Source organism: Luteimonas sp. A501 (assembly GCF_054052085.1).
Map to the genome: position 1 here is coordinate 1 of NZ_JBSVRI010000002.1, position 15,014 is coordinate 15,014.

A 15,014-nucleotide genomic window follows, 5' to 3' on the forward strand; every position below is an offset into this window, starting at 1 on the left:
GCCAAGATCATCAAGTAAAGAGTCATATCCCGGCGGCCGTTGGCCGCCGCGATATGTGCTGACGTTGATCCGGCCTGCCAGCAGGCCGGATAACGCCAGCGGCCATCGGCTCACGCCGACGGCCTTGACGATGCCGGCGCTCCTCGCAATTTGTTGGCCGAAGGTGTTGCGCGGCTGGCGGATAGGTGTCTATAATGTCCGACTACTTCGGCAAGTCTCTTCGGGGGCGCGCCGGAACCGCGAAATGAGGAGCAGGACGCACCTCGTTTTCGCCAGACAGGGAACACGTCGCGCGGCAGTACCCCGGTCCCTCCCGAAGTTCTTCGGGACATAGCGGACCAGGGGAGTTGTCACGTTCGCTTCTCCGTCTGGGCGGACCGGGTCACCGGTCTGCCTTGTTTTTTGCAGGGAAGGTCGCCAGGGCGCGGGTCGTCAGTCCTGGTTGCCAATGAATCCATTTGGGGTTCCGCGCACCCAGCCGCGGGCCTGTCGCTCTTTTAACGAAGGAATTCCGTCATGGCGGACCAAAAGATCCGGATCCGGCTGAAGGCGTTCGATCATCGACTGATCGACCGTTCGGCCAGCGAGATCGTCGAAACGGCCAAGCGGACCGGCGCCCAGGTGCGCGGCCCGATCCCGTTGCCGACCAAGATCGAGCGCTACACCATCCTTACGTCGCCGCACGTCGACAAGGACGCGCGCGACCAGTACGAAACCCGCACGCACAAGCGCGTGCTCGACATCGTCGACCCCAACGACAAGACCGTGGACGCGCTGATGAAGCTCGAGCTCGCGGCTGGCGTCGACGTCCAGATCAAGCTGACCTGAGGCCACTGACATGACTGCGAAGAAATATTCGCTGGGTATCGTCGGTCGCAAGGCCGGCATGAGCCGGGTGTTCACCGAAGGCGGCCAGTCCGTGCCGGTGACCCTGATCGAAGCCACCCCCAACCGCATCACGCAGGTGAAGACCAGCGCAACCGACGGCTACAGCGCCGTGCAGGTCGCCGTCGGCAGCAAGCGCGCCGTGCTGGTGAACAAGCCCGAGGCCGGTCACCTGGCCAAGGCCAAGGTCGAGGCGGGTCGTGGCCTCTGGGAATTCCGCGTTGCCGACGACCAGGTCGGTGGCTTCGAGGTTGGCGGCGAAGTGAAGGCCGACATCTTCGAGGTCGGCCAGATGGTCGACGTCCAGGGCGTGACCAAGGGCAAGGGCTTCCAGGGCACGATCAAGCGCTGGAACTTCAGCATGGGCGACGCGACGCACGGCAACTCGCTGTCGCACCGCTCGCCGGGCTCGATCGGCCAGCGCCAGACGCCGGGCCGCGTGTTCCCGGGCAAGAAGATGTCCGGCCACATGGGCGCGGTGCAGCAGAGCACGCAGAACCTCGAAGTGGTCCGGGTCGACGCCGAGCGCGGCCTGATTGCCGTGAAGGGCGCGGTTCCTGGCGCACCGGGCGGAGACGTGATCGTGCGTCCCGCGAGCAAGGGTTAAGGAGAGATGACGATGGAACTCTCTATCAGGGATAGCAGCAGCAAGGTGTCGGTTTCCGAAGTGGTGTTCGGCCGCGAATTCAACCGTGACCTGGTTCACCAGGTCGTGGTCGCGTACCGCAACGCCGGCCGTGCCGGCACCAAGGCGCAGAAGACGCGCTCGGAAGTCCGCGGCACCACCAAGAAGTCGAAGAAGCAGAAGGGCGGCGGCGCGCGTCACGGCGCACTGACGGCTCCGATCTTCGTTGGCGGTGGCGTGACCTTCGCGGCCAAGCCGCGCAGCTTCGAGCAGAAGGTCAACCGCAAGATGTACCGCGCGGCGATGTCGGCGATCCTGTCCGAGCTCAACCGCCAGGGCCGTCTGCAGGTCGTCGAGTCCTTCGACGTCACCGAGACCAAGACCAGCGCGTTCGCCGAGATGCTCAAGGGCTTCGACCTCGGCAAGCGTCCGCTGATCGTCACCGAGGAGGCCTCGGACAGCCTGTACCTGTCGGCGCGCAATCTGCCGTACGTGCAGATCCGCGACGTCCAGGGCCTGGATCCGGTTTCGCTGGTCGGTGCCGACAGCGTGCTGGTCACCGCGGACGCCATCAAGAAGATCGAGGAGTGGCTGGCATGAACGACGCCAAGCTCTATGCGCTGATCCGTGCGCCGCGCGTGTCCGAGAAGACCGCGCGCCTGCAGGAAGCGTCCAACCAGTACGCGTTCGAAGTCGCCACCGATGCCACCAAGGCCGACATCAAGATCGCGGTCGAGAAGCTGTTCGACGTCAAGGTCGAATCGGTCAACGTGCTGAACGTGAAAGGCAAGCAGAAAGCCTTCCGCAATCGCAACGGCCGTCGCGCCGACTGGCGCAAGGCTTACGTGAAGCTCGCCGACGGTCAGTCGATCGACGTCATGAACGCCAAGGCCTGAGGAAGCCCCCATGCCATTGATGAAATTCAAGCCAACTTCCGCCGGTCGCCGTTCGGCGGTCCGCGTGGTCACCCCGGAGCTGCACAAGGGTGAGCCCTATGCGCCGCTGCTCGAGAAGCAGAGCCGCTCGGGTGGCCGCAACCACCATGGGCGCATCACCACGCGCCACATCGGTGGTGGCCACAAGCAGCACTACCGCATCATCGATTTCAAGCGCGACAAGGAAGGTATTCCGGCGCGCGTCGAGCGGATCGAGTACGACCCGAACCGCACCGCGCACATCGCGCTGCTGTGCTACGTCGACGGCGAGCGCCGCTACATCATCGCTCCCAAGGGCCTGAAGGCCGGCGACCAGGTGATCGCGGGCAACGACGCCCCGATCCGCGCCGGCAACACCCTGCCGCTGCGCAACATCCCGGTCGGTTCCACGGTGCATTGCATCGAGATGAAGCCGGGCAAGGGCGCGCAGATCGCCCGTGCAGCCGGCGCCGGCGTGCAGCTGGTCGCCCGCGAAGGCGTGTATGCCACGCTTCGCCTGCGTTCGGGCGAGATGCGTCGCGTGCCGGCCGAGTGCCGTGCCACCATCGGTGAAGTCGGCAACGTCGAGCACAACCTGCAGAAGCTGGGCAAGGCCGGTGCGAAGCGCTGGCTCGGCATCAAGCCGACCGTGCGCGGTGCGGCCATGAACCCGGTCGACCATCCGCACGGCGGTGGCGAGGCGAAGGCCGGCCAGGGCAACCCGCATCCGGTCACCCCGTGGGGCGTCCCGACGAAGGGCTACAAGACCCGCCATAACAAGCGGACGCAGCAGTTCATCGTGCGCGACCGCAGGAGCTGATAGACCATGGCACGTTCACTCAAGAAGGGCCCGTTCGTCGACCATCACCTCGTCAAGAAGGTGGAAGCCGCGGGTAACACCAAGCGTCCGATCAAGACCTGGTCGCGCCGTTCGATGGTGCTGCCGGAGATGGTTGGTTACACCATCGCCGTGCACAACGGCCGCAATCACGTCCCGGTGCTCGTCAACGAGAACATGGTCGGCCACAAGCTTGGCGAGTTCGCCCTGACCAGGACCTTCAAGGGTCATGGCGGCGACAAGAAGTCGCGTTAAGGAGATGACAATGGAAGCGAAGGCAATCCTGCGCACCGTGCGCATCTCCCCGCAGAAGGCTCGCCTGGTCGCCGACCAGGTCCGCGGCCTCTCGGCCTCGCGTGCCCTCGACCTGCTGAAGTTCAGCGACAAGAAGGCCGCGCACCTGATCTACAAGGTCGTGTACTCGGCCACGTCGAACGCCGAGAACAACCTCGGTGCCGACGTCGACGAGCTCAGGGTCAAGACGATCATGGTCGACGAAGGCCCGACGCTGAAGCGCTTCATGGCGCGCGCCAAGGGTCGCGGCACGCGCATCCTCAAGCGCACCAGCCACATCACCGTCGTTGTCGGCGAGGGGAAGTAAGCATATGGGTCACAAAGTTCATCCGACCGGCTTCCGCCTTGGCATCGCCAAGGACTGGAACTCCAAGTGGTATGCCGGCAAGAAGGATTACGCCGAGTACCTGATCTCGGACCTGAAGGTCCGTGAGATGCTTCGCAAGAAGCTGGCGGCCGCCGGTATCAGCCGCATCCTGATCGAACGGCCGTCGAAGTCGGCCCGCGTGACGATCCACACCGCCCGTCCGGGCGTGGTGATCGGCAAGCGCGGCGAAGACATCGAGAAGCTGCGCAAGGAAGTCAGCGCGATGATGGGCGTCCCGGCGCACATCAACGTCACCGAGGTCCGCAAGCCGGAGCTCGACGCGCAGCTGGTCGCCGAATCGATCGCGCAGCAGCTCGAGCGCCGCATCATGTTCCGCCGCGCGATGAAGCGTGCCGTCGGCAACGCGATGCGCCTGGGCGCGCTGGGCATCAAGGTCAACGTCGGTGGTCGCCTGAACGGCGCCGAGATCGCGCGTTCGGAGTGGTACCGCGAGGGTCGCGTGCCGCTGCATACGCTGCGTGCCGACATCGACTACGGCTTTGCCGAGGCGAAGACCACCTACGGCATCATTGGAATCAAGACCTGGATCTACAAGGGCGAGATCTTCGACTTCGCCCAGGTCGGCCAGGAAAAGCAGGACGATTCGCCGCGTGGCGAGCGTGGCGACCGCGGTGACCGCGATCGTCCGCGTGGCCCGCGCCGTGATCGCGAGGCGAGGGACTAAGTCATGCTGCAACCCAAGCGAACCAAATACCGCAAGATGCACAAGGGCCGCAACGACGGCCTTGCCTGGAGCGGCAATGCCGTCAGCTTCGGCGAGTTCGGCCTCAAGGCCACTCAGACCGGCCAGTTGACCGCACGCCAGATCGAGTCGGCGCGTCGCGCCATCAGCCGCCACGTGAAACGCGGCGGCAAGATGTGGATCCGGGTGTTCCCGGACAAGCCGATCTCCAAGAAGCCGATCGAAGTGCGCATGGGCTCGGGCAAGGGCAGCGTGGAGTTCTGGGTTGCCCAGATCCAGCCCGGCCGCATGATCTACGAGATCGAGGGCGTTGACGAGGCGACCGCACGCGAGGCATTCCGCCTGGCGGCCGCCAAGCTCTCGGTCACCACCACTTTCGTGACCCGGACGGTGCGCTGATGGAAATCAAGGAACTCCGCCAAAAGTCGACGGACGAGCTGAAGGCCCATCTGCTCGAGCTGCAGAAGGAGTCGTTCTCGCTCCGCATGCAGAAGGCAACCGGCCAGCTTTCCAAGACCCACGACGCCCGTCGGGTGCGCCGCGAGATTGCTCGCGTCAACACCCTCCTTGGCGCCAAGCAGTAAGGACCGGGCAGACATGACCGAAAATACCGAAAAGAAGCTGCGCACGGTCGAAGGCCGCGTTGTCAGCAACAAGATGGACAAGACCGTGACGGTGCTCATCGAGCGCCAGGTCAAGCACGAGCTGTACGGCAAGTACATCCGTCGCTCGACCAAACTGCACGCCCACGACGCTGAGAATTCCTGCAACGAGGGCGATACCGTCCGCGTGGTGGAAATTGCGCCGATGTCCAAGACCAAGAACTGGCGCGTCGTCGAGATCGTCGCGCGCTCGGCTGAATAAGGAGGCTCCGAAATGATCCAGATGCAGAGCCACCTGGCCGTGGCCGACAACTCCGGTGCCAAGGAAGTGATGTGCATCAAGGTGCTGGGCGGCTCGAAGCGCCGCTACGCAGGCATTGGCGACATCATCAAGGTGTCGGTCAAGACCGCCATCCCCCGCGGCAAGGTCAAGAAGGGCGAGGTCTACGACGCGGTCGTGGTGCGCACCCGCAAGGGCGTTCGTCGCCCCGACGGTTCGCTGATCCGCTTCGACGGCAACGCCGCCGTGCTGCTCAACAACAAGCAGGAGCCGATCGGCACCCGCATCTTCGGGCCCGTTACCCGCGAGCTGCGCTCCGAGAAGTTCATGAAGATCGTCTCGCTCGCACCCGAAGTGCTCTGAGCCGGACGAAGAGGAAACCGACATGAACCGCATCAAGAAGGGTGACCGCGTCGTCGTCACCGCCGGCAAGGACAAGGGCAAGCAGGGCGAAGTCGTCCGCGTGCTCGGCGAGAAGGTCGTTGTCTCCAACGTCAACATGATCAAACGCCACACCAAGCCGAATCCCCAGGCCAACCAGCCGGGCGGCGTGATCGAGCGTGAAGCTCCGATCGACGCTTCGAACGTGATGCACTTCAACCCTGCCTCCGGCAAGGGCGAGCGCATCGGAACCAAGGTCCTCGAGGATGGACGCCGCGTACGCGTGTTCCGCTCGAGTGGTGAGGCGATTGACGCCTGAGGAATGCTGAAATGACCACCCGTCTGGAAAAGTTCTACAAGGAAGAAGTGGTGCCGAAGCTCACCGAGCAGTTCGGCTACACCAATCCGATGCAGGTCCCGCGCCTGTCGAAGATCACGCTCAACATGGGCGTGGGCGAGGCCGCGGCCAACAAGAAGGTGCTCGAGCACGCAACCGCCGACATGGCCAAGATCACCGGCCAGAAGGCGCTTGTCACCAAGTCGCGCGTTTCGGTGGCTTCGTTCAAGATCCGCGACGGCTGGCCGATCGGCTGCAAGGTCACGCTGCGCCGCGCGAAGATGTACGAGTTCTTCGATCGCCTGGTGAACGTTGCCCTGCCGCGCGTCCGCGACTTCCGCGGCGTGTCGGGTCGTTCGTTCGACGGCCGTGGCAACTACAACATGGGCGTGAAAGAGCAGATCATCTTCCCGGAGGTCGACTTCGACCAGGTTGACGCGCTGCGTGGAATGGATATCGCCATCACCACGACCGCCAAGACCAACGAGGAAGCCCGCGCCCTGCTGGAGGCGTTCCGCTTCCCGTTCCGCAACTGACCGGACAGAGAGACAATGGCCAAGACTTCAATGATCAACCGCGAAGTGAAGCGCGCGAAGCTGGCGAAGAAGTTCGCCGCCAAGCGCGACGAACTGAAGAAAGTCGTCAGCAGCGAGTCCGCGAGCTACGAAGAGAAGATGGATGCCGCGGTCAAGCTGCAGAAGCTGCCCCGTGACTCCTCGCCTTCGCGCCAGACCACGCGCTGCGCCCTGACCGGCCGTCCGCGCGCCGTGTACAAGAAGTTCGGCCTCGGCCGCAACATGCTGCGCAAGGCGACGATGAACGGCGACGTCCCCGGCCTGCGCAAGGCCAGCTGGTAACAGGTTCCAGGCCGGCCGCAAGGCCGGTTACAACGAATTCGCAATCCTGCGGATATCGGTGCACTCATAAGGTGATTTCAAATGAGCATGACTGATCCCATCGCCGATATGCTGACCCGCATGCGCAATGCGGCGGCTGTCGGCAAGCCGACGGTGAAGATGCCGTCCTCCAAGACCAAGGTGGCCATCGCCAAGGTGCTGCAGGACGAGGGCTACATCGCCGAGGCGCGCGTGATCGAGAATGGCGCCAAGGCCGAACTCGAGATCGAGCTCAAGTATTACGAAGGCCGTCCGGTCATCGAGCGCATGCAGCGCTTTTCCCGCTCCGGCCTGCGCCAGTATCGTGGCAAGGCCGATCTGCCGAAGGTCCTCAACGGCCTCGGCATCGCAATCATCTCCACCTCGAAGGGCATCATGACCGATGCGCAGGCGCGCCAACAGGGCGTCGGCGGTGAGGTTCTGTGCTTCGTGGCCTAAGGGAGTAACCGCAATGTCCCGAATTGCCAAGAAGCCGATTGCCCTTCCGAAGGGCGTCGAGCTGAAGATCCAGGACGGCACCGTTGCCGCGAAGGGCCCCAAGGGTGCCCTGTCGATGGCGATGCCGCTGGGCGTCGAACTCAGGATGGAAGACGGCCAGGCCGTGCTTTCGCCGGAAACCCCGGAGCAGATGGCCATCACCGGCACCATGCGTTCGGTCATCGCCAACATGGTGCAGGGCGTGTCCGAGGGCTTCGAGCGCAAGCTCGAGCTGGTCGGCGTCGGCTACCGTGCCGCGATGCAGGGCCAGGACCTGAACCTGTCGCTGGGCTTTTCCCATCCGGTGCTGTTCAAGCCGCCGGCGGGGATCACCATCAGCACCCCGACGCAGACCGAGATCGTGGTCAACGGCGCCGACAAGCAGCAGGTTGGTGAGGTCGCAGCGAAGATCCGCGGCTACCGCCCGCCGGAGCCGTACAAGGGCAAGGGCGTCAAGTACGCCGGCGAGAACATCATCCGCAAGGAAGCCAAGAAGGCCTAAGCCGGCCTTCAGCTTTCGGAGAACGAGACCATGCAGAAGAAAATTGCCCGCCTGCGCCGCGCCAAATCCACGCGCGCGCATATCCGCAACCTCGGCGTGCCGCGCCTGTCGGTGCTGCGCACCGGCCAGCACCTCTACGCCCAGCTGTTCACCGCCGACGGCTCCAAGGTCCTGGCTGCGGCCAGCACCACCCAGGCCGACGTCCGCGACGGCCTGAAGAACGGTCGCAATACCGAGGCCGCCGCCAAGGTCGGCCGCGCGATCGCCGAGAAGGCCAAGGCCGCCGGGATCGATTCGGTTGCCTTCGACCGGTCCGGTTACAGGTATCATGGGCGGATCAAGGCCCTGGCCGACGCCGCGCGCGAAGGTGGCCTGCAGTTCTAAGCGTCACGACGTGTTGAAAGGGTGGGGCACCGTCCCCACCCAAGCCTATCTGCCGATGCGGGCTGCATCGGACGCCTCCCGGCTTCTGCCCGGGAACGCGGTCCACCGATCCATATCACAACCATAAGCGGCTGAAAGCCGTACATCCTTCAACAACACAGGCAGCATCAAAATGGCAGAAGAACGCTCCCCGCGCGGTCGCGACCGCAACCGCGAGGAAATCGACGACGGGATGATCGAGAAGCTGATCACGGTCAACCGCGTCAGCAAGACCGTCAAGGGTGGTCGCCAGTTCACCTTCACCGCGCTGACCGTGGTCGGTGACGGCGCCGGCAAGGTCGGCTTCGGCTACGGCAAGGCCCGCGAGGTCCCGATGGCCATCCAGAAGTCGATGGAGCAGGCGCGCCGCAACATGGCCAACGTCGAGCTCAACGGCGGCACGCTGTACCACACGGTCAAGGCCGGCCATGGCGCCGCCCGCGTGTTCATGATGCCCGCGTCCGAAGGTACCGGCGTGATCGCCGGTGGCGCCATGCGCGCCGTGCTCGAGGCGGTGGGCGTGAAGGACGTGCTGGCCAAGGCCGTCGGCTCGCGCAACCCGATCAACCTCGTCCGAGCCACGGTCAAGGGCCTGGCCGGCATGCATTCGCCTGGCGCCATCGCGGCCAAGCGCGGCAAGAAGGTGGAGGACATCCTCAATGGCTAAGAACGAAGCCGGCACCGGCACCGTCAAGGTGCGCCTGGTCAAGGGCCTGCGCGGCTCGCAGGCCAAGCACCGCCTGTCCGTCAAGGCCCTGGGCCTGGGCAAGCTCAACTCCGTCCGCGAACTGAAGGACAGCCCGCAGGTCCGTGGCCTGATCAACAAGGTCCACTATCTGGTCCGGGTCGAGGAATAAGCACATGAAGCTCAACACCATGCAGCCCGCAGAGGGCGCCCGCACCGATCGCAAGCGCGTCGGCCGCGGCATCGGCTCCGGCCTCGGCAAGACCGCCGGCCGTGGCCACAAGGGTTCCTTCGCCCGCTCGGGCAAGGGCAAGATCAAGGCCGGCTTCGAAGGCGGCCAGATGCCGCTTCGCAAGCGCCTGCCGAAGGTCGGTTTCCGCTCGCGCATCGCCGGCGATACCGCCGAAGTCATGCTTTACCACCTCGACCGCCTCGAGGGCGACATCGACTTCAAGGCGCTGCGCGCCGCGAAGCTGGTGCCGGCCACGGCCAAGCGCGCGAAGATCGTCCTCAAGGGTGACGTGACCCGGGCGCTGGTGCTGAAGGGCATTCTTGCGACGGCCGGTGCCCGTGCGGCGATCGAAGCCGTCGGCGGCAAGGTCGAGGAGTAAGCGACGCATGGCACGCAGCGGCAGCGCAATGGGTGGCATGGGCGGGCTCGGAAAATTCACCGAGCTGCGCCAGCGCCTGCTGTTCGTCGTCGGGGCGCTGATCGTCTATCGCATCGGCTGCTACATCCCGGTGCCCGGCGTGAACCCCGACGCCATGCTGCGCCTGATGGAGCAGCAGGAAGGCACCATCGTGGACATGTTCAACATGTTCTCCGGTGGTGCGCTTTCGCGCTTCAGCCTGTTCGCGCTCAACGTGATCCCCTACATCTCGGCATCGATCATCATCCAGATGCTGGTGCAGATCGTGCCGAGCCTGAAGGCGATCCAGAAGGAAGGCGAGTCGGGTCGTCGCCGGATCACCCAGTGGTCGCGCATCGGCTCGATCCCGCTGGCGGTGTTCCAGTCGGCCGGCATCGCCGTGGCCCTGCAGAGCTCGGGCGCCAGCAATGGCATCCCCGTGGTCTACGCGCCGGGCATCGGCTTCGTTCTGACCGCAATCATCGCGCTCACGGCGGGCACCATGTTCCTGGTGTGGCTGGGTGAGCAGGTGACCGAACGCGGCATTGGCAACGGCGTGTCGCTGATCATCTTCGCCGGCATCGTGGCCGGGCTTCCGAGCGCGGTCATCACTACGTTCGAGGCCGCCCGCAACGGGGACATGAGCCCGATCGCGGTGATCATGATCGCGCTGATCGTGGTCGCGTTCACCTACTTCGTGGTGTTCGTCGAGCGCGGCCAGCGCCGGATCACGGTCAACTACGCGCGCCGCCAGGGTGGTCGCAACGCGTACATGAACCAGAGTTCGTTCCTGCCGCTCAAGCTGAACATGGCTGGCGTGATCCCCGCGATCTTCGCCTCGTCGATCATCATGTTCCCGGCCACGGCCTCGACCTGGTTCAGCCAGGCCGGCTCCGCCACCTGGCTGCAGCGCGTCAGCCAGGCGCTGTCGCCCGGGGAGCCGCTGTACATCCTGCTGTATGCGGGTCTGATCGCGGGCTTCACGTTCTTCTACACCGCGCTTGTCTTCAATTCCCAGGAAACCGCGGACAACCTGAAGAAGTCGGGCGCGCTGATCCCGGGCATCCGGCCGGGCAAGGCCACGGCCGACTACATCGACGGTGTGCTGACCCGTTTGACGGCTGCCGGCGCCACCTACCTGGTGCTGGTCTGCCTGCTCCCGGAGTTCATGCGTACCGAGCTCAACGCGTCGTTCTATTTCGGCGGTACGTCGCTGCTGATCGTGGTGGTGGTGGTGATGGATTTCATCTCCCAGATCCAGGCGCACCTGATGTCGCACCAGTACGAGAGCCTGCTGAAGAAGTCCAACCTCAAGGGTGGCGCGCGCAGCTTGCCGCGCGGCTGAAGATTCGAACGGATCCCGAGGGCCGCCGGCATTGCCGGCAGCGCCGAAGGATCCAGGCCCGGCCGTTTCACGGCTGGGCCTTGATGGGCGACCTGCGCGGCGATCCCGCGCGCAGGTGGTTCCAGGGCCGTCCCGGCGCCAGAGTAGCGCCGGGCGGGCAGGTCCCCCAAAGGGCCGGCCCAGCCAGGGAGCCGTCGCCGGAGCATGGGCACACTCCCCATGCCGGGCCGGTCGGACGCTTTTTTAGCGGCCGCGGGCTTTATTGACTGCCGGGATTCTGATACAATTTCTTGTTCACTGCGCCGGATACCCATTCGGCTGCCCCAAACAGTTGGAGATCCGCGCATGGCGCGTATTGCAGGTGTCAACCTGCCTGCCCAGAAACACGTCTGGGTTGGGCTGCAAAGCATCTACGGCATTGGCCGTACCCGTTCGAAGCAGGTCTGCGATGCCGCAGGCGTGGATTCGTCCACGAAGATCCGCGACCTTTCGGAGCCGGACGTCGAGCGCTTGCGCGCCGAAATCGGCAAGTTCGCGGTCGAGGGCGACCTCCGCCGCGAAATCGGCATGGCCATCAAGCGTCTGATGGACCTGGCCTGCTACCGCGGCCTTCGTCACCGTCGCGGCCTTCCGCTTCGCGGCCAGCGCACCCGGACCAATGCCCGTACCCGCAAGGGTCCGCGCAGGGCCATCAGGAAATAAGGAACCACCACCATGGCCAAGCCGGCAGCCAAACCGAAGAAGAAGATCAAGCGCGTCGTCACCGACGGCATCGCCCACGTCCACGCTTCGTTCAACAACACCATCATCACGATCACCGACCGCCAGGGCAACGCCCTGTCGTGGGCGACTTCGGGCGGCGCGGGTTTCCGCGGCTCGCGCAAGTCCACCCCGTTCGCAGCCCAGGTCGCCGCCGAAAAGGCCGGCAAGGTTGCGCTCGACTACGGCGTGAAGTCGCTTGAAGTCCGCATCAAGGGACCGGGCCCGGGCCGTGAGTCCGCCGTCCGCTCGCTGAACAACGTGGGCTACAAGATCACCAACATCATCGACGTGACGCCAATCCCGCATAACGGGTGCCGTCCGCCGAAGAAGCGTCGCGTCTAAGGGGGCGATAAGAAATGGCTCGTTATATCGGACCCACCTGTAAGCTCGCCCGCCGCGAAGGCGCCGACCTCTCGCTGAAGTCGCCCGCCCGCGCGCTGGATTCCAAGTGCAAGCTGGAGCAGAAGCCCGGCCAGCACGGCGCCGGTACCGGTGCACGTCGCAGCAAGCTTTCCGACTATGCCCTGCAGCTTCGCGAGAAGCAGAAGGTCAAGCGCATCTACGGCCTGCTGGAGCGCCAGTTCCGCAACTACTACAAGAAGGCTTCGACCACGAAGGGCAACACCGGCGAGAACCTCCTGCAACTGCTGGAAACCCGCCTGGACAACGTCGTCTACCGCATGGGCTTCGCGATCACCCGCCCGGCCGCGCGCCAGCTGGTTTCGCATCGTGGCGTCACGGTCAACGGCAAGTCCGTGAACCTGCCGTCCTACCAGGTCAAGGCAGGCGACGCGATCGCGCTGTCCGAGAAGGCCCAGAAGCAGATGCGCGTCCAGGAAGCATTGACGGTGTTTGCGACCATGGACCTTTCGCCGTCCTGGGTCGAGGTCGACTCGAAGAAGTTCAGCGGCGTGTTCAAGGCGGTCCCGGACCGCGGCGACCTGCCCGCGGACATCAACGAAGCGCTGATCGTCGAGCTGTACTCGAAGTAATTCACCCGGCCCGCCGGTTCATCCCGGCAGGCCACAGGAGACACCAAACATGACGGTTACCGCCAACCAGGTCCTGCGCCCGCGTGGCCCCCAGATCGAACGACTCGCCGGAAACCGCGCGAAGGTCGTGATCGAGCCGCTCGAGCGCGGCTATGGCCATACGCTCGGCAACGCCCTGCGCCGCGTGCTGTTGTCGTCGATCCCCGGTTTCGCCATTACCGAGGTCGAGATCGACGGCGTGCTGCACGAGTACAGCACCATCGAAGGCCTGCAGGAAGACGTGCTCGAGGTGCTGTTGAACCTCAAGGACGTCGCCATCCGCATGGGCACCGGCGACAGCTCCACGCTCACCCTGGCCAAGTCCGGCCCGGGCGTCGTGACCGCCGCCGACATCAAGACCGACCACAACGTCGAAGTCCTCAACGGCGAGCACGTGATCTGCCATCTCACCAAGGATGCGTCGATCAACATGCGCCTGAAGATCGAGCGCGGCTTCGGCTATCAGCCGGCTGCCGCCCGCCGCCGCCCGGACGAAGAGACCCGCTCCATCGGTCGCCTGATGCTGGACGCGTCGTTCTCGCCGGTCCGTCGCGTCGCCTATGAGGTCGAAGCGGCCCGCGTCGAACAGCGCACCGACCTCGACAAGCTGGTGCTCGACATCGAGACCAACGGCACGATCGACGCCGAGGAAGCCGTGCGCACCGCCGCCGACATCCTCACCGACCAGCTCAGCGTCTTCGGCGATTTCACCCGCCGCGAGGGCAACGACCAGAAGGTCCAGACCCCGGGCGTTGATCCGGTGCTGCTGCGCCCGATCGACGACCTGGAGCTGACCGTGCGTTCGGCCAACTGCCTCAAGGCCGAGAGCATCTATTACATCGGCGACCTGATCCAGAAGACGGAAGTCGAGCTGCTCAAGACCCCCAACCTCGGCAAGAAGTCGCTCACCGAGATCAAGGAAGTGCTGGCCCAGCGTGGCCTCTCGCTCGGCATGAAGCTCGAGAACTGGCCGCCGGCCGGCGTCTCGGCGCACGGCATGCTCGGCTAAGACCAGACAGACAGGAACCAAGACCATGCGCCACCAGAAATCCGGCCGCAAGTTCAGCCGCACCAGCGCACACCGCGATGCCATGTTCACCAACATGGCGGCGTCGCTGCTCAAGCACGAGCTGATCAAGACCACGCTCCCGAAGGCCAAGGAGCTCCGCCGCGTCGCCGAGCCGCTGATCACCATGGGCAAGACCGACGGCGTCGCGAACCGCCGCCTGGCCTTCTCGCGCCTGCGCGACAAGGAAGCCGTGGGCAAGCTGTTCGTCGACCTGGGCCCGCGTTACCGCGAGCGTCCGGGCGGCTACCTCCGCATCATCAAGTGCGGTTTCCGCGACGGCGACAACGCGCCGATGGCCTACGTCGAGCTCGTCGACCGGCCCGAGGCCGCGGCGGAGTAATCCCCGCAGTCGTCCGCCATGCACGAGCCCCGGCCATTCGCCGGGGTTTTTGCTATCTTGGCGTCCGTTTCGCGCGAGCCCATCGATGAACCTGAATCCCTTCCGCTGGTCGTTCCGCCAGCAATGCTTCGCCGGCTTTGCGATCTGCGCAGCGCTGATCGGCTTCGCGATCTACTCCCAGTTCGCCTGGGGCCTTGAGCCGTGCCCGTTGTGCATTTTCCAGCGCATCGCCTTCGCCGCGCTGGGCCTGGTCTTCCTGCTTGCTGCCCTGCACTCGCCGCGCGGGGCAGGGGGCAGGGGGTTCTACGGGGTCCTCGGCTTCCTCGCTGCCGCCGTCGGCATGGCGATTGCCGGGCGTCATGTCTGGATGCAGTACAACCCGCCGGAGATCCCCGGCTGCGGCCCGCCGCTGTCGTTCATGCGCGAAACCATGTCGACCGGCAACGTGATCCGCAAGGTGCTGACGGGAAGCGGTGACTGCGGCAACGTCGACTGGACCTTCCTCGGCCTGTCGATGCCGGCGTGGAGCCTGGTGTGGTTCGTGCTGCTGGCGATCCTGTTCGTGGTCGCGGCCTTCCGTCCACGACGCCATCGCTGACGACCATTGCGATACGCGGCGCGGCGGCGGA

General features: G+C 65.0%; 28 protein-coding genes. All 28 read left to right on the plus strand.

Annotated features, from left to right (window positions below; all coding sequences use genetic code 11):
• The first annotated feature begins 516 nt into the window (after positions 1 to 516).
• Positions 517 to 828 (plus strand): 30S ribosomal protein S10, encoded by a 312-nt coding sequence (rpsJ, locus tag ACW7G5_RS06405; protein WP_024891232.1) that lies wholly within the window; start codon positions 517 to 519, stop codon positions 826 to 828.
• A 10-nt stretch (positions 829 to 838) separates the two neighbouring features.
• Entirely contained in the window at positions 839 to 1,492 is a 654-nt protein-coding gene (gene rplC, locus ACW7G5_RS06410) for a 50S ribosomal protein L3 (protein ID WP_457002921.1), read from the plus strand.
• Between the two features lie 12 nt (positions 1,493 to 1,504).
• Positions 1,505 to 2,110: a 50S ribosomal protein L4 gene (rplD, locus tag ACW7G5_RS06415; RefSeq protein WP_457002923.1), complete on the plus strand. Its 606-nt coding sequence runs from the start codon at positions 1,505 to 1,507 to the stop codon at positions 2,108 to 2,110.
• Positions 2,107 to 2,406: a 50S ribosomal protein L23 gene (rplW, locus tag ACW7G5_RS06420; protein WP_457002925.1), complete on the plus strand. Its 300-nt coding sequence runs from the start codon at positions 2,107 to 2,109 to the stop codon at positions 2,404 to 2,406. Before rplD ends, rplW begins: the two co-directional genes overlap by 4 nt.
• A 10-nt stretch (positions 2,407 to 2,416) precedes the next feature.
• Positions 2,417 to 3,244 carry a 50S ribosomal protein L2 gene (gene rplB, locus ACW7G5_RS06425; RefSeq protein ID WP_457002927.1) on the plus strand — a complete coding sequence of 276 codons (828 nt, stop codon included), beginning with the start codon at positions 2,417 to 2,419 and terminating at the stop codon, positions 3,242 to 3,244.
• Positions 3,245 to 3,250: 6 nt separating this feature from the next.
• Positions 3,251 to 3,517, plus strand: coding sequence for a 30S ribosomal protein S19 (rpsS, locus tag ACW7G5_RS06430; RefSeq protein WP_343255879.1), 267 nt, complete (start codon positions 3,251 to 3,253; stop codon positions 3,515 to 3,517).
• A gap of 10 nt (positions 3,518 to 3,527) precedes the next feature.
• Positions 3,528 to 3,863, plus strand: a complete 336-nt coding sequence (gene rplV, locus ACW7G5_RS06435) for a 50S ribosomal protein L22 (protein ID WP_343255878.1) — start codon at positions 3,528 to 3,530, stop codon at positions 3,861 to 3,863.
• A gap of 4 nt (positions 3,864 to 3,867) precedes the next feature.
• Positions 3,868 to 4,608, plus strand: coding sequence for a 30S ribosomal protein S3 (rpsC, locus tag ACW7G5_RS06440; RefSeq protein ID WP_457002929.1), 741 nt, complete (start codon positions 3,868 to 3,870; stop codon positions 4,606 to 4,608).
• Between the two features lie 3 nt (positions 4,609 to 4,611).
• The gene (gene rplP, locus ACW7G5_RS06445; protein WP_343255876.1) at positions 4,612 to 5,025 is read left to right on the plus strand and encodes a 50S ribosomal protein L16; all 414 of its coding nucleotides are present in this window, start codon (positions 4,612 to 4,614) and stop codon (positions 5,023 to 5,025) included.
• Positions 5,025 to 5,210 (plus strand): 50S ribosomal protein L29, encoded by a 186-nt coding sequence (gene rpmC / locus ACW7G5_RS06450; protein ID WP_343255875.1) that lies wholly within the window; start codon positions 5,025 to 5,027, stop codon positions 5,208 to 5,210. The genes rplP and rpmC overlap by 1 nt, the downstream gene beginning before the upstream one ends.
• Before the next feature lie 13 nt (positions 5,211 to 5,223).
• Entirely contained in the window at positions 5,224 to 5,490 is a 267-nt protein-coding gene (gene rpsQ / locus ACW7G5_RS06455) for a 30S ribosomal protein S17 (protein WP_457002932.1), read from the plus strand.
• 12 nt (positions 5,491 to 5,502) lie between these two features.
• Positions 5,503 to 5,871, plus strand: coding sequence for a 50S ribosomal protein L14 (gene rplN, locus ACW7G5_RS06460; protein ID WP_343255873.1), 369 nt, complete (start codon positions 5,503 to 5,505; stop codon positions 5,869 to 5,871).
• Between the two features lie 22 nt (positions 5,872 to 5,893).
• Positions 5,894 to 6,208: a 50S ribosomal protein L24 gene (rplX, locus tag ACW7G5_RS06465; protein WP_457002934.1), complete on the plus strand. Its 315-nt coding sequence runs from the start codon at positions 5,894 to 5,896 to the stop codon at positions 6,206 to 6,208.
• Between the two features lie 11 nt (positions 6,209 to 6,219).
• Complete coding sequence (gene rplE, locus ACW7G5_RS06470) at positions 6,220 to 6,762, plus strand: 50S ribosomal protein L5 (RefSeq protein ID WP_343255871.1); 543 nt, start codon at positions 6,220 to 6,222, stop codon at positions 6,760 to 6,762.
• Positions 6,763 to 6,777: 15 nt separating this feature from the next.
• Entirely contained in the window at positions 6,778 to 7,083 is a 306-nt protein-coding gene (gene rpsN, locus ACW7G5_RS06475) for a 30S ribosomal protein S14 (RefSeq protein WP_457002936.1), read from the plus strand.
• 81 nt (positions 7,084 to 7,164) lie between these two features.
• The gene (gene rpsH, locus ACW7G5_RS06480) at positions 7,165 to 7,560 is read left to right on the plus strand and encodes a 30S ribosomal protein S8 (protein WP_343255869.1); all 396 of its coding nucleotides are present in this window, start codon (positions 7,165 to 7,167) and stop codon (positions 7,558 to 7,560) included.
• Positions 7,561 to 7,573: 13 nt separating this feature from the next.
• Positions 7,574 to 8,101 carry a 50S ribosomal protein L6 gene (gene rplF / locus ACW7G5_RS06485; RefSeq protein ID WP_457002938.1) on the plus strand — a complete coding sequence of 176 codons (528 nt, stop codon included), beginning with the start codon at positions 7,574 to 7,576 and terminating at the stop codon, positions 8,099 to 8,101.
• Positions 8,102 to 8,131: 30 nt separating this feature from the next.
• Positions 8,132 to 8,485: a 50S ribosomal protein L18 gene (gene rplR / locus ACW7G5_RS06490; protein WP_343255867.1), complete on the plus strand. Its 354-nt coding sequence runs from the start codon at positions 8,132 to 8,134 to the stop codon at positions 8,483 to 8,485.
• 172 nt (positions 8,486 to 8,657) lie between these two features.
• A complete protein-coding gene (gene rpsE, locus ACW7G5_RS06495) occupies positions 8,658 to 9,191 on the plus strand; it encodes a 30S ribosomal protein S5 (RefSeq protein ID WP_457002940.1) in 534 nt (177 codons plus the stop codon).
• The gene (gene rpmD / locus ACW7G5_RS06500; protein WP_144892887.1) at positions 9,184 to 9,381 is read left to right on the plus strand and encodes a 50S ribosomal protein L30; all 198 of its coding nucleotides are present in this window, start codon (positions 9,184 to 9,186) and stop codon (positions 9,379 to 9,381) included. The genes rpsE and rpmD overlap by 8 nt, the downstream gene beginning before the upstream one ends.
• A gap of 4 nt (positions 9,382 to 9,385) precedes the next feature.
• Positions 9,386 to 9,820 (plus strand): 50S ribosomal protein L15, encoded by a 435-nt coding sequence (gene rplO, locus ACW7G5_RS06505; RefSeq protein ID WP_457002942.1) that lies wholly within the window; start codon positions 9,386 to 9,388, stop codon positions 9,818 to 9,820.
• A 7-nt stretch (positions 9,821 to 9,827) separates the two neighbouring features.
• The gene (secY, locus tag ACW7G5_RS06510; protein WP_343255864.1) at positions 9,828 to 11,183 is read left to right on the plus strand and encodes a preprotein translocase subunit SecY; all 1,356 of its coding nucleotides are present in this window, start codon (positions 9,828 to 9,830) and stop codon (positions 11,181 to 11,183) included.
• 345 nt (positions 11,184 to 11,528) lie between these two features.
• The gene (rpsM, locus tag ACW7G5_RS06515; RefSeq protein WP_343255863.1) at positions 11,529 to 11,885 is read left to right on the plus strand and encodes a 30S ribosomal protein S13; all 357 of its coding nucleotides are present in this window, start codon (positions 11,529 to 11,531) and stop codon (positions 11,883 to 11,885) included.
• A gap of 12 nt (positions 11,886 to 11,897) precedes the next feature.
• Positions 11,898 to 12,287: a 30S ribosomal protein S11 gene (rpsK, locus tag ACW7G5_RS06520; protein ID WP_343255862.1), complete on the plus strand. Its 390-nt coding sequence runs from the start codon at positions 11,898 to 11,900 to the stop codon at positions 12,285 to 12,287.
• Positions 12,288 to 12,301: 14 nt separating this feature from the next.
• Entirely contained in the window at positions 12,302 to 12,937 is a 636-nt protein-coding gene (gene rpsD, locus ACW7G5_RS06525; RefSeq protein WP_457002945.1) for a 30S ribosomal protein S4, read from the plus strand.
• 49 nt (positions 12,938 to 12,986) lie between these two features.
• Positions 12,987 to 13,985: a DNA-directed RNA polymerase subunit alpha gene (locus ACW7G5_RS06530; RefSeq protein WP_457002947.1), complete on the plus strand. Its 999-nt coding sequence runs from the start codon at positions 12,987 to 12,989 to the stop codon at positions 13,983 to 13,985.
• Positions 13,986 to 14,010: 25 nt separating this feature from the next.
• Entirely contained in the window at positions 14,011 to 14,385 is a 375-nt protein-coding gene (rplQ, locus tag ACW7G5_RS06535; RefSeq protein ID WP_343277310.1) for a 50S ribosomal protein L17, read from the plus strand.
• Positions 14,386 to 14,476: 91 nt separating this feature from the next.
• Positions 14,477 to 14,983, plus strand: a complete 507-nt coding sequence (locus tag ACW7G5_RS06540; RefSeq protein WP_457003948.1) for a disulfide bond formation protein B — start codon at positions 14,477 to 14,479, stop codon at positions 14,981 to 14,983.
• Positions 14,984 to 15,014 lie beyond the last annotated feature (31 nt).